Source organism: Caballeronia sp. GAFFF2, assembly GCF_023631485.1.
GTDB lineage: Bacteria > Pseudomonadota > Gammaproteobacteria > Burkholderiales > Burkholderiaceae > Caballeronia.
On sequence record NZ_JALQDA010000035.1, the window covers coordinates 489,457 to 501,283 of the forward strand.

The 11,827-nt window shown below is 62.7% G+C and carries 12 protein-coding genes and 1 riboswitch; of the genes, 6 read left to right on the forward strand and 6 right to left on the reverse strand.

Going from position 1 to position 11,827, the window contains the following annotated elements; translation table 11 throughout:
- Window positions 1-28 precede the first annotated feature (28 nt).
- On the forward strand, window positions 29-1,225 hold the full coding sequence (locus tag NCT04_RS28380) for an amino acid aminotransferase (RefSeq protein ID WP_250469171.1): 1,197 nt from the start codon (window positions 29-31) through the stop codon (window positions 1,223-1,225).
- Here NCT04_RS28380 and NCT04_RS28385 read toward each other — a convergent pair whose 3' ends face one another.
- Window positions 1,226-1,594 (reverse strand): hypothetical protein, encoded by a 369-nt coding sequence (locus tag NCT04_RS28385; protein ID WP_250469173.1) that lies wholly within the window; start codon window positions 1,592-1,594, stop codon window positions 1,226-1,228. It abuts the gene before it with no gap.
- A 117-nt stretch (window positions 1,595-1,711) separates the two neighbouring features.
- Here NCT04_RS28385 and NCT04_RS28390 point away from each other — a divergent pair, with 117 nt between their 5' ends.
- The 3 genes from NCT04_RS28390 to NCT04_RS28400 all read left to right on the forward strand — a co-directional run bounded on the left by NCT04_RS28390 (window position 1,712) and on the right by NCT04_RS28400 (window position 5,034).
- Window positions 1,712-1,960, forward strand: a complete 249-nt coding sequence (locus NCT04_RS28390) for a hypothetical protein (RefSeq protein ID WP_244830978.1) — start codon at window positions 1,712-1,714, stop codon at window positions 1,958-1,960.
- 50 nt (window positions 1,961-2,010) lie between these two features.
- On the forward strand, window positions 2,011-2,337 hold the full coding sequence (locus NCT04_RS28395) for a hypothetical protein (protein WP_244830977.1): 327 nt from the start codon (window positions 2,011-2,013) through the stop codon (window positions 2,335-2,337).
- A 117-nt stretch (window positions 2,338-2,454) separates the two neighbouring features.
- Window positions 2,455-5,034 carry a glucose/quinate/shikimate family membrane-bound PQQ-dependent dehydrogenase gene (locus NCT04_RS28400; protein WP_250469174.1) on the forward strand — a complete coding sequence of 860 codons (2,580 nt, stop codon included), beginning with the start codon at window positions 2,455-2,457 and terminating at the stop codon, window positions 5,032-5,034.
- Between the two features lie 97 nt (window positions 5,035-5,131).
- Here NCT04_RS28400 and NCT04_RS28405 read toward each other — a convergent pair whose 3' ends face one another.
- Together NCT04_RS28405 and NCT04_RS28410 are read right to left on the reverse strand one after the other, a co-directional pair.
- Window positions 5,132-5,269, reverse strand: coding sequence for a hypothetical protein (locus tag NCT04_RS28405; protein WP_244830975.1), 138 nt, complete (start codon window positions 5,267-5,269; stop codon window positions 5,132-5,134).
- A 294-nt stretch (window positions 5,270-5,563) separates the two neighbouring features.
- Window positions 5,564-5,722: a hypothetical protein gene (locus NCT04_RS28410; RefSeq protein ID WP_250469176.1), complete on the reverse strand. Its 159-nt coding sequence runs from the start codon at window positions 5,720-5,722 to the stop codon at window positions 5,564-5,566.
- Window positions 5,723-5,805: 83 nt separating this feature from the next.
- Between NCT04_RS28410 and NCT04_RS28415 the strand changes: the two genes are divergently transcribed.
- A complete protein-coding gene (locus tag NCT04_RS28415) occupies window positions 5,806-7,308 on the forward strand; it encodes a PQQ-binding-like beta-propeller repeat protein (RefSeq protein ID WP_250469178.1) in 1,503 nt (500 codons plus the stop codon).
- A gap of 6 nt (window positions 7,309-7,314) precedes the next feature.
- On the opposite strand, the gene NCT04_RS28420 is transcribed toward NCT04_RS28415, so the two are convergent.
- Window positions 7,315-8,523, reverse strand: a complete 1,209-nt coding sequence (locus NCT04_RS28420) for a glycoside hydrolase family protein (protein WP_250469179.1) — start codon at window positions 8,521-8,523, stop codon at window positions 7,315-7,317.
- 356 nt (window positions 8,524-8,879) lie between these two features.
- Window positions 8,880-9,326 (reverse strand): ester cyclase, encoded by a 447-nt coding sequence (locus NCT04_RS28425; protein ID WP_250469180.1) that lies wholly within the window; start codon window positions 9,324-9,326, stop codon window positions 8,880-8,882.
- Between the two features lie 85 nt (window positions 9,327-9,411).
- A riboswitch (yybP-ykoY riboswitch) is annotated at window positions 9,412-9,579 on the forward strand.
- Between the two features lie 14 nt (window positions 9,580-9,593).
- Between NCT04_RS28425 and mntP the strand changes: the two genes are divergently transcribed.
- Window positions 9,594-10,163, forward strand: a complete 570-nt coding sequence (gene mntP, locus NCT04_RS28430) for a manganese efflux pump MntP (protein ID WP_250469181.1) — start codon at window positions 9,594-9,596, stop codon at window positions 10,161-10,163.
- Between the two features lie 48 nt (window positions 10,164-10,211).
- On the opposite strand, the gene NCT04_RS28435 is transcribed toward mntP, so the two are convergent.
- The gene (locus NCT04_RS28435) at window positions 10,212-11,588 is read right to left on the reverse strand and encodes a CoA transferase (protein WP_250469182.1); all 1,377 of its coding nucleotides are present in this window, start codon (window positions 11,586-11,588) and stop codon (window positions 10,212-10,214) included.
- Between the last annotated feature and the right edge of the window lie 239 nt (window positions 11,589-11,827).

Consider the following 11,827-nt stretch of genomic DNA (forward strand, 5'->3'; position numbering starts at 1 on the left):
CCCGTCCCGAAGTCCTGAAACCACCACCATGTTCGAACATATCGATGCCTACCCCGGCGACCCGATTCTCACGCTGAACGAAAACTTTCAGAAGGACCCGCGCACCGACAAGGTCAATCTGAGTATCGGCATCTATTTCGACGATGCCGGCCGCCTTCCCGTGATGCAAGCCGTGCGCGAAGCCGAGCTTTCGCTCTTGCAGGAACTCGGCCCGAAGCCGTATCTGCCGATGGCCGGTTTCGCGCATTATCGCGATGCCGTGCAGACGCTCGTTTTTGGCGCCGAGAGCGCACCGCGTGCCGACGGACGCATTGCGAGCGTGCAGACGCTCGGTGGTTCGGGCGCGTTGAAAGTGGGCGCGGATTTCATCCGTCGTTACTTTCCGGACACGAAGGTGTGGGTAAGCGATCCGACGTGGGAGAACCACCGTTTCATCTTCGAGCGCGCGGGCTTCGAAGTGAACACATATCCCTACTACGACGAAGCAACCGGCGGGCTGTTGTTCGATGCCATGCTGGACGCCATCGACAAGCTGCCTGCAAAGAGCGTCGTGCTGCTGCATGCGTGCTGTCATAACCCGACAGGCGTCGATCTAGACGAAGCGCAGTGGGTGAAGGTCATCGACGTACTGCAAAAGCGCGACTTGCTGCCCTTCGTCGACATGGCGTATCAGGGCTTCGGCGCAGGGCTCGACGCCGATGCCTTCGCGGTGCGCGAGATTGCGCGGCGCGGCGTGCCGGCGTTCGTCGCCAACTCGTTCTCGAAGAATTTCTCGCTGTACGGCGAGCGCTGTGGCGGTCTGCATGTCGTGTGCGACGATGCCGCCGAAGCCGATCGCGTGCTCGGTCAATTGACGAGCGCGGTGCGCGCGAACTACAGTAATCCGCCGACGCACGGCGCGAAGATCGTGACCAAGGTGCTGAACACGCCGGAACTCGCGCAATCGTGGCGCGAGGAACTGGCGGCGATGTGTCAGCGCATCGCGCGTATGCGGCACGCGATTCACGACGGCCTGCGCGAGCATGTACGCGGCGAGGCGCTTGCGCGTTATATCAAGCAACGCGGCATGTTCACGTACACCGGCTTGCAGGCGGAGCAAGTGGACCGTCTGCGCGAGGAGTTCGGCGTATATATCTTGCGCTCCGGCCGCATGTGCGTCGCGGGCCTGAACGACAGCAACGTGCAGGTGGTGGCGGACTCCATCGGCAAGGTGCTGGCGCGCTAGTCATAAAGCGGGACACGAGAGCACGCTCTGCGAAGGCAGCGTGCCCGGTCCCGCATCCACCTTCGAACCGCGCGGCGGCGTCGCAACGAGCCGCACGCTGTTCTCTCCCGCATTCGAGAGCACGTACTGCTCGGGACGTCCATCGGGCTGCCAGTACACGCGATACACCGCATCGTCTCGATAGACGTGCAGCGCGCCGTGTATCGTCTCGTCGCCGCGTTTCAGATTCACGCTTTCGCCTTCGCGCAGCGCGAATGAGCTGCCCGCCGCGCCTTCGAGTGTGCCGCATGGCGCGGCTTCGGCGCTGCTAGCCGCGACAGCGCGAAGCATCAACGCCATCGCGCATAGCGAAATCACACGAATGTTCATTAGTATCGGCCTCGTTCGATAAAGGGCTGCGCCCCACACTCCGCGCGCGTTTTGCCCGACGTTCCCGCGCGCGTGTGCTACCTTGAATGAAGCAGCGTTCAGTCCCGGAGGGCCGCCATGTCAGTGATCGCACCGGACGAGAAAGCGGAGTTTCTTGCGATTCTCGCGCGCCACCGTTTCACCGAGGGCGATTTCCTCGTGACCGAAGCAGGCGCGTCGGATGTCGTCGACGACGTCTATCCATTGCAGGGCTATGTAACGATCGTGCGGCGATCCACTTCGAAGGAACGCGAATATCGCATCGGGCATGGCTCCCACTGGACCGTTGCCTTCGAGAAGGATCTGAACAAGCGCGTGTTCGGCTGAGGCGGGCACGCGATATCGGGCACGATGACATCCTTGAAGCGGAGCACGCGATGAGACCGACCGATTTTGCCTCGTTCAAAGCGCATGTCGCCATGTTGTTGCGCGACCTGCCGCGCGGCATGACCGCTGATTTCAACGACGTGGCCGTGGCTTACTGGAACGGCAAGCAAGTGATGGGCGCGTACCTGCGCGATAACGGGCGTATCGACGAAGACTTCGATTTCGACGAGAACGCGTGGGGCGTGTGGTGCGACGAGTTCCTCGCGTGGCTCGACGCGCCGCGCTTCTCCGAACGAAGCGATCTGAAAGCTGCATTACTCGCCGATCTCCCCATGGCCGACGTTCATCTCGGACGCTGGCCGCGCGCTCTGGCTTGAGCCATTGCGACGTGTCGTCACGGCACGCGAATTGCTACCCTCCCCCGGTTCACCATGTCCGAACCACGGCCGCAGGACGGCTGTGTTCCGCCATTCATCATCACGGAGGGTAGCAGTATGGCTGGCACCGGAAGACTTCATCCGCTCACGTTCGTCACGGCCGTCGGGTTCATCATCATCGGCGCGGTGCTTGCGGCCGGTGGTGCTTACCTCGTGACCTTGCAAGGATCGTGGTACTACGTAATCGCGGGCGCGGCCATCGTACTGACCGGCCTTTTGCTGTTGATACGGCGGCGCTCCGCGCTCTTGCTGTTTGCAATTTTCCTGTTTGCCTCGACGATCTGGGCCGTCTTCGAAGTCAAGTTCGATTTCTGGCAACTCATGCCGCGTCTCTGGATTTGGCTGCTGCTCGCACTGTGGCTGCTAATTCCGTTCGTGCATCGCGGCGCGCTGTTCGGGCCGCCTTCGACTGCACGCGCCGCCCGCGTGCCGCTGGCCGCTGCCGTCATCCTCACGCTGTTGCTCGGTGCAGGCACGTACTTTCAGGACTTCCATGACCGTCCGGGACGTATCGATGTCAACGTAGCCGCCGATCCGAATCAGGCCGATCTGAACGCCGGCACCGGACGCGCGGCAAGCGACTGGACCGATTACGGCGGCTCGCCGCTGGCGCAACGGTATGTGCCGATCGCGCAGATCACGCCCGAGAACGCGCATCAGCTGAAAGTGGCGTGGACGTTTCGTACCGGCGACATGCCCGGCCCCGACGATCCCACGGAGACGACGGACGAGAACACGCCGATCAAGGTCGGCAACACCATTTTTCTGTGCACGCCGCATAGCAAGGTGATCGCGCTCGATGCCGCGACGGGTGCGGAACGCTGGCGCTTCGATCCGCAGATTCAAAGTCCCATCGGCTTCAAACACTGGGAGCACATGACTTGCCGGGGCGTCGCTTATTACGATGCGGCAATGCACGTGGGTCCGCCCTCCGCCGCCGATGCGGCTGCTTCCGCTTCCGCTTCCGCTTCCGCGCCAGCGCTCGACGCGAGCGCATCCGCGCCCGCGGCTTCGACGGATACGACGGCTTCCGACGCCACCGCTTCGGCCAGCGCCTCCGCGCCCGCCGAAGCATCCGCGCCCGGCGCACCGGCCGCACCCGTAGCCGTTGCTCAAACCGCCGCCACCGGAGAGTGCTCGCGCCGTCTCTTTCTGCCGACCGCCGACGCCCGGCTCTTTGCGCTCGACGCCGATACCGGCAAGCCCTGCACGAACTTCGGCAAGAACGGCGCGATCGATCTGCGTTTGAACATCGGACCGTTCACGCCCGGCGGCTATTACTCCACCTCGCCACCCGCTGTGGTGCGCAATCTGGTAATCGTCGGCGGTCACGTGACGGACAACGAATCGAACAACGAACCTTCTGGCGTGATCCGCGCGTTCGACGTGAACGACGGCCATCTGGTCTGGAACTGGGACTCGGGTAATCCGGACGCCACCGAACCCATCGCGCCGGGCGGCACCTACGTGCGCAACTCGCCCAACATGTGGTCGATGTTCAGCGTCGACGAAAAGCGCGGGCTCATCTATCTGCCGATGGGCAACCAAACGCCCGATCAGTGGGGCGGACAGCGCACGCCGCAAGCCGAGCGCTTCGCGGCAGGCCTGGTCGCGCTGGATGCGTTCACGGGCAAGCTGCGCTGGAACTACCAGTTCACGCACCACGATCTGTGGGACATGGATGTGGGCGGTCAACCGACGCTCGTCGATTTGCAGACGGCGGAGGGCACGCAACCGGCGGTGATTGCATCGACGAAACAGGGCAGCATTTACGTGCTGAACCGCGAGACCGGCAAGCCGATCGTGCCCATTACCGAGACGCCGGTGCCGCAAGGCGCTGCGCGTGGCGACCACACCGCGCCGACGCAGGCGGTTTCCGCGCTCAACTTCAATCCGCCGCGCGTGCGCGAGGCCGACATGTGGGGCACGACGCCGTTCGATCAGCTCTGGTGCCGTATCAAGTTCAAGAGTCTGCGTTACGAAGGCCCGTTCACGCCGCCGTCCGAGCAGGGCACGCTCGTGTTTCCGGGTAACTTCGGCGTGTTCGACTGGGGCGGCGTGTCGGTCGATCCGGTGCGGCAGATCCTCATCGCGAATCCGGACTACATGGCGTTCGTGTCGAAACTGATTCCGCGCGAGAAGCTCGACGCGCAGCAAGGGGAAAAGAAGGGCAGCGAGACGAGCGGTATCAAGCAGGCGCGCGGCACGCCGTTCGCCTATGAAATCAGCGCGTTTCTTTCGCCGCTCGGCATTCCGTGTCAGGCGCCGCCGTGGGGTTACGTGGCGGGCGTGGATCTGCGCACGGGCGGGATTGCGTGGCAGCACAAGAACGGCACGATCCGCGATAGCGCGCCGCTGCCCATTCCGATGCCGCTCGGCGTGCCAAGCCTCGGCGGAACGATGGTCACGGCAGGCGGCGTGGCGTTCCTCACCGGTACGCTCGACCAGTACGTGCGCGCCTACGACGTGCGCGATGGCCACAAACTGTGGGAAGCGCGTCTGCCCGCAGGCGGCCAGGCGACGCCGATGAGTTACGCCGATGCCAGCGGCAAGCAATACGTGCTGGTCACGGCTGGCGGCCACGGTTCGCTCGGCACGAAAGCCGGCGACTACGTGATTGCCTACACGCTGCAGTAGCGCAAACGGTAAGCAAAAAAAAGGAACGGCGGGCAATTGCCCGCCGTTCCTTTTTCAACCTGCGCGACAGCATGATCGCCGCCGCGTGTGGAGCGACTCAAGCCGCGCGCCGATAGGCATCGGCCATGAGCTTGCTGACTTTTGCGCGTGTCTTGAGCGCGTCCAGAAAAGCGGCGCGCACGGTCTTGGCAATGGCGAAAACAAACGAACTTGAGGTAACGGCGATGACGGCCATGGCTAAACTCCCTTAAAAATGAACGACCTAGGGTAACTAACTAGGTAATAACCCTATATTAGCATGTTGTGACGCAGTGCAACAAGTTGCTTTCAATATTTCCAAAAGTGTGGTTTGCGTGCAAGCTGAAGGGCATAGGCCGCATGTGATGGAAGTGGAATCCAAATTGCTCCAATGCAGGGCAAAACCGACTGATTACGCCGTTCTTCCAGAAGGGAGGATGTATGAAAGGGGATCGCTCGAGCCGTGCCGGCGCGTTGCCGTGGCTGTGTAGCGCAGTAATCGTGTCGGCCATCATTGGCGGATGCAGCGGCGGAGGCGGTTCCAGTTCGACTCCGGCGGCAGGCAGCAGCGCGCCGGCGTCGAATCCTTCGACGGCTTCAAGTCCGTCAGCGGCGTCGACTCCGTCAGGCGCGTCGAGTCCTGCGGGCGCTTCGAGCCCTTCAGGCGCATCGGGCGCATCCGGCGCTTCGGGGTCTTCGGGGTCTTCGGGCGGAGCGGGCGGGGGCACCGTCGTTGCCCCTGTCGCCCATCCGATGGACGTTGCGACCTATCACAACGACATCGGCCGCACCGGCCAGCAACTCGCGGAAACGAAGCTCACGCCCGCGAACGTCAATTCGACGACCTTCGGCAAGCTCAACGTGCTTGCGGCGGACGGACCCGTGGACGCGGAACCGCTCTTCCTGACGAGCGTGGCAATCGCGGGCGGCACGCACAATGTGCTCTACGTCGCCACCGAAAACGCCAGTGTCTACGCGTTCGACGCCGACACCGGCGCGATCCTGTGGAAATCGTCGACGTTAGGCGCAGGCGAAACACCGAGCGACGACCATGGCTGCGGCCAGATCACGCCGACTATCGGCATTACGGCGACGCCGGTCATCGACCGCACGCGCGGCCCGAATGGCGCGATCTACCTGGTCGGCATGTCGAAAGACACGTCGGGCAAGTATCACCAGCGCATTCATGCGCTCGACATCACGACAGGTGCGGAACTTTTCAACGGTCCGACCGAAATCGCCGCGTCGTATCCCGGCACGGGCGCGGGCAGCGCGAATGGCCGCGTGAGCTTCGATCCCGGCCAGTACGCCGAGCGCGCTTCGCTGTTGCTGCAAAACGGCGTGGTCTATACCGCGTGGACATCGCATTGCGACATCATGCCGTACACCGGTTGGGTGATCGGCTATAACGCCAGCACGCTGCAGCAGGCAAACGTGCTCAATCTCACGCCGAACGGCCAGATGGGCGCGATCTGGATGAGCGGCGCGGGCCTCGCGTCGGACGGCACGTCGATCTATTTCCTCGATGCCAACGGCACTTTCGACGCCACGCTCGACGGCAACGGCATGCCGATTCATGGCAATTTCGGCAACGGCTTTCTGAAACTCGGGACTTCGCCCGCCCTCGCCGTCACTGATTATTTCCAGCCGTCGAACACGGTGAACGAATCGGCGGCCGATGAAGATCTGGGTTCGGGCGGCGCGCTCGTATTGCCCGATCTCGTCGATGCGGGCGGCACGACGCATCATCTCGCGCTCGGCGCGGGCAAGACATCGACGATCTACGTGGTCAACCGCGACGCGATGGGCAAGTTCGATTCGAATGCGGATCACGTCTATCAGGAGATCGTCGGGCAGATTCGCGGCCCGATGTTCGCCATGCCCGCGTACTTCAACAACACCGTTTATTTCGGCTCGATTGGCGACAGCATCAAGGCGTTCGGCATCGCGAACGCCGCCTTGTCCACGACGCCGACGAGCCAGACCGCGAACAGTTTCGGCTCGCCGGGCGCCACGCCGAGCGTGTCTGCGAACGGCGCGGCGAACGGCATCGTTTGGGCGGTGGAGAATGGCACCATCGCCGTGCTGCACGCCTACGACGCCAGCAATCTCGCGCGCGAGCTTTACAACAGCAACCAGGCGGCGGGCGCGCGCGATCAGTTCGGGCAGGGCAACAAGTTCATTACGCCGATGATCGCGAACGGCAAGGTCTATGTGGGGACGCGCAACGGCGTGGGCGTGTTCGGTTTGCGGTGATGCCTGTCATGGACGCGGATTGGTGGCGATGAATTGCTTTACGGCGGCGTAGGCGGGCTTGGGCGTCTGGCCGTCGTCGAGGATCACGCCGTAAGGTCCCTCGCCGCCTGGCGGATCGTCGTAGAGCTGGTAGATCTGCAAGGATTCGATGTCGTAGCGCACCGCGATCGCTCTCAGGCCGCCGAGCATGTCGTTGGCGAGGAAGGCGGCCGCTTGCTGATCGGTGCCGAAGTCGGGCCGCACGCCCATTTCATTGATCCATACCGGCTTGCCGAACCGGGCAAGCGCGCCGATGACGTTGTAGCAACCCGTGCCGCCGCACGCGTGCTCGATGTTGCCCTGGTCAGAGTACCAGTGCCATGCCGTGATATCCCACGTCACGATGGGATGCCCGCCCGAACCGTCCGGCTGTGTGCCGTTCGCGAGCATCGTCACGAAGCCGTATTGCATCCACGCATTGCCGCCCATGACGATCTTGCCCGACGGGTCCATCGACTTGATGCCGGCGATCATGCCTCGGATGACGCCACGCGCAATCTGGAACTTTTGGTTGTCGAAGTCCGTGGGCCGCACGCCGTCCACCCATCCGGCGACCGTTGCCGAGCCGAGTTCGTTGGTGACTTCGTAGTAGGCGTAACGCTGCACACTCACGACGTCGCGCGCGAGCGCATAGGCCGATTGATACGCGGAGTCTTCATCGGCGAAATCGATGCCCATCAAGATCACCGGGTACACCGTCACCCCACCGGCGGCCAGCGCGTTGGCTACATTGGCGAGACGCATGGCGGTTGATTTGCTATACACCTCGTTGCGATACAGTTTGATGCCGAGATCCTGAAGCTGCGCTAATTGTCTGGCGGCGCCAGCGAGATAATAGACATCGCCATAACTGTTGTGACCGTTCATTCCGTAGAATAAATCGCTGGCGACGGGATTTATGGCGGCGGACGCGGCGTGATGACGATAGCGTGAATTATCGACGCTCGATGGCACGTTAGCGCTGTCCGAACCACCGCAAGCGGTTAATAACAGACTTGCTGAAAAGATCGCAGGCAAAACAGGTTTTGTGTTTCTGCAAAAACTAATTAAGCGATGAGCGATTTGCATAATCCAAACCAAGCCGATGACGTGTGCTCGCTTATGTCGCAGAAAATTAAATTCATTCGCGAACGCGAAGACAGGAGAATAGCGCGATGCTGATAACGCGAAGCGCAAGCGGGGCCGCGCCTTTTGCCGATGGGAATGGAGCGGTGCGTCGAGAAATATAGACGGTGACAGACGGGATAATCAAGACTTAATCGCGTCACTTTCACGAGCCGCGCTTATCTTTGCGAGATAATCGAAGAGCGGAGGATGTAATCTTAATGGCAAAAGCGATTCAGGCTTCAGAAGGAAGCGTGTTGCGAGATTTATTTGGTCGGAAAAATTAAAGCTGAATAGTCAGCGGGCAATGCGCGGCGCATTTGAAAATTGAAAATTCGCGACGCGCCGCGCACGACGTGTTGGAAAGAAAGATAAACGACGTACGCTTCAGACTTTTCTCGTTTCAATCGACTTCGCGCGTTCTCGAATTACGCACCCGATCCAATACCGCGCGGCACTTCGCCAATTTGCCGAAACACGCTCAACCAGTCTTCCAGATGCCACGTCTTCGACACACGGTCATCGCGTATCTCATGGAACGAGTGAATGGCAAATCGAACCGGCTTCGATGTCGCCGCGATGCCCATCAACGGACCGGACTGCGTACCGCTCACCTCCGCGCGCACGCCGACGCGATTGTCCTGCGTGAGCATGTCTAGAATCTCGATGCGCATGTCAGGCAGCGCAGCCGCCATCTCCGCGAAGATGGGAATCATCTGGTCGGGACCGGCCTCGAAGCCGGCCGGCTCAGGCAGATATTCCCAGTCCGACGTCACGGCTTGGCGCAGCAAGTTCACGTCCTTTTGCGCGAAGGCGGCGTAAAGACGCTCGACGGCCGCGCGGGCCTCTGACTGGGTGATGTGTCCTGCCTCCATGGTGCCTCCTGGGCGTTAGAGATGCGGCGTTGCAACCCACTTTAACCCAATGGTCCGGATCGGGTGATCTGTCGTGTTAAGCTCGCATTTCTTCGTTGGGGAGTAGCCGGCTTTCCCGCCCGGGAAAGCGTCCATGTCAACACGCTCGGTCTTTCGACCGTGGCATGGGCAGCCGTCACAGGTTGGCAAGACCATCGACAGAATGCGCTTCCGGTCGGGCGCGCCTTCTGTCCTTGTGCTTGCCCGACCAGACCAGAGCGCTACTCGATGAACCTCGCTTCCACCGTATTCCTTGCTTTCGCCATGTCCACCGACGCCTTCGCCGCCGCCGTGGGCAAAGGCGCGAGCCTGCATAAACCGCGCATCGGCGAGGCGCTCAAGGCGGGAGTCATCTTCGGCGTAATCGAGGCGCTCACACCGCTCGTCGGGTGGGCGCTCGGCCGCGCCGCCGCGCAATACGTCACCGCGTGGGACCACTGGATCGCTTTCGGCCTGCTTTTCGTGCTCGGCGCGCGCATGATCCGCGAAGGCTTAAGCAAATCGGCTCACGAAGAAGAGAAGCCCAATTCACATTCCTTCTGGGTCCTCGCCGTCACGGGCTTTGCCACCAGCATCGACGCGATGGCGGTCGGCGCGGGCCTCGCGTTCATCGATGTCGATATCTTCTCGACCGCCGCGACCATCGGCTTCGCAACCATGCTCATGGTGACCATCGGCGTGATGGTCGGACGGCTGGTCGGCGCGACTATCGGCAAGCGCGCGGAGATCTTGGGCGGGCTGATTCTAATCGGCGTGGGCAGTGTGATCCTTGCGGAGCATCTTGGTTACTTGAGTTGATGCGAAGTTCTGCATGTCGCGTTTGAAATCGCCGCCCATGCCACGAACTCACCACTTCGCCTCATCCGTTCCCGGCGGCACCGATGGCCTCGCGTAACCCGCCGGCGTGCGCTCGAAGCGCGCGCTCGGCGTGACCGCGCGCAGCATGCCGAAACCCGATTTGCTTTCCTCGGTGTATGCGGCGATGTCCGGCCGCGCCGTCTTCAACCCTCCGTCGATACGTCCAAGCCCGCGCAGCCAGTGTCCCGTCTGTGCGAGCGAAACCTCCACGTGCCAGCTACCGCCTTCCGTTTGTTGCTTCCATAGCGCGGCGGCCGCGCCGAACGCCATCAGAAAGCCGCTCGCCATGTCGAGCATCTGCATGGGCAGCGCTCGCGGTTTGCCATCGCCCTGCGCTTCGCCTTCGGCGGCGTTGAAGCCTATCGCGGTCTGCACGAGCGAATCGAAGCCACGCCGATCCGCCCACGGACCTTCCGTGCCATAAGCCGACAAGGACACGTACACGATGCCCGGCCGCCGCGCCACCAGCGCCTCGGGCCCGAAGCCAAGCTCGGCGATCCCGCCCGGCCGATAGCCTTGCGAGAAGACATGCGCGTCATCGATCAGCCGCCACAGCGTCGCGCGACCGTCTTCCGTGCGCAGGTCGAGATGCGCGGAGCGCTTGCCGCGACTCGTCTCGGCGATAGCGGGAATGTTCGGCAGATGCGGCGAATTCACGAGCATCACGTCCGCGCCGAACGAGGCGAGCGCTCGACCGCCCGTGGGACCGGCAAGGATGCGCGTGACGTCCAGCACGCGGATATCGGTCAGCGGGCGCGCGTCATTGTCGAGCGCGGGCAGCGCGAGAGGCGCAGCGTCGCCGATACGCGTGATCTTCAGCAACGGCTGCGCGGCGATGGCTTTGGCTTGCGGCGTCGCATCCCATTCTTCGAAGCTGCGCAGCATCGTCACGACGAGGCCGCGTTCGGCGCACGCGGTTTCGTAATCGTTCGCGCGCCATTCGAGCAGCGCGCGTTCGGCATCGGCGCGCGTGGCGCTGTGCGGGTCGAGACCCAGCACGCGCAACGCGCCATCCTGATGATGCTCGAAGTTTGCGTGTATGCGCACGTAGCCATCGGCCGTGCGGTAGAGGCCCGAGAACTCGCCCCAGGTCTCGGGTTCGGCGCCATCGACCGTGAACCAGTCGGTGCATTCGACGGCCGCGTGCGTCATGTCGACGCTCACGCGCTGGCGGTCGACGCCGCGCGCATGAGCCAGCTCGGAGGCCGCGAGCGCTGCCGCCGCGATGGTCGATTGCGCCGCTTCGCCCACGGCGAAGGATGACGGGAACACCGGGTCGTGTCCGGGTAGATCGACGAGGTGGAGGGCATCGTCGGGAAGGCCGGCGAGTTGCCAGAGATTCGTAAGCGTTGCGAAAGAAGTCATGGCGATGAGTGCGCGCGGGTCAGCGATGACGCATTGTCGCGCCGATTGATTGAGCGCGCACGTTGCGCTTGTCTGCAGCGCGTGGATCAGCGGAAAAAGTGGTCCGCGAGGCGGCGCAGGCGGTCGCGACTTGACGCCGACGGCTCAACGCTTGGCATAGGCCCGCAGGATGCCAACCGCCAACCGCCAACCGCCAACCGCCAACCGCCAACCGCCAACCGCCAACCGCCAACCGCCCG

What these genes read in the sequence shown, in the direction of transcription:
- NCT04_RS28380 (WP_250469171.1), top strand. Translation starts at nt 29, where the DNA reads ATGTTCGAACATATCGATGCCTACCCCGGCGACCCGATTCTCACGCTG.
- NCT04_RS28385 (WP_250469173.1), bottom strand. Translation starts at nt 1,594, where the DNA reads ATGAACATTCGTGTGATTTCGCTATGCGCGATGGCGTTGATGCTTCGC.
- NCT04_RS28390 (WP_244830978.1), top strand. Translation starts at nt 1,712, where the DNA reads ATGTCAGTGATCGCACCGGACGAGAAAGCGGAGTTTCTTGCGATTCTC.
- NCT04_RS28395 (WP_244830977.1), top strand. Translation starts at nt 2,011, where the DNA reads ATGAGACCGACCGATTTTGCCTCGTTCAAAGCGCATGTCGCCATGTTG.
- NCT04_RS28400 (WP_250469174.1), top strand. Translation starts at nt 2,455, where the DNA reads ATGGCTGGCACCGGAAGACTTCATCCGCTCACGTTCGTCACGGCCGTC.
- NCT04_RS28405 (WP_244830975.1), bottom strand. Translation starts at nt 5,269, where the DNA reads ATGGCCGTCATCGCCGTTACCTCAAGTTCGTTTGTTTTCGCCATTGCC.
- NCT04_RS28410 (WP_250469176.1), bottom strand. Translation starts at nt 5,722, where the DNA reads ATGCGCCTGAAGGGCTCGAAGCGCCCGCAGGACTCGACGCGCCTGACG.
- NCT04_RS28415 (WP_250469178.1), top strand. Translation starts at nt 5,806, where the DNA reads ATGGACGTTGCGACCTATCACAACGACATCGGCCGCACCGGCCAGCAA.
- NCT04_RS28425 (WP_250469180.1), bottom strand. Translation starts at nt 9,326, where the DNA reads ATGGAGGCAGGACACATCACCCAGTCAGAGGCCCGCGCGGCCGTCGAG.
- mntP (WP_250469181.1), top strand. Translation starts at nt 9,594, where the DNA reads ATGAACCTCGCTTCCACCGTATTCCTTGCTTTCGCCATGTCCACCGAC.
- NCT04_RS28435 (WP_250469182.1), bottom strand. Translation starts at nt 11,588, where the DNA reads ATGACTTCTTTCGCAACGCTTACGAATCTCTGGCAACTCGCCGGCCTT.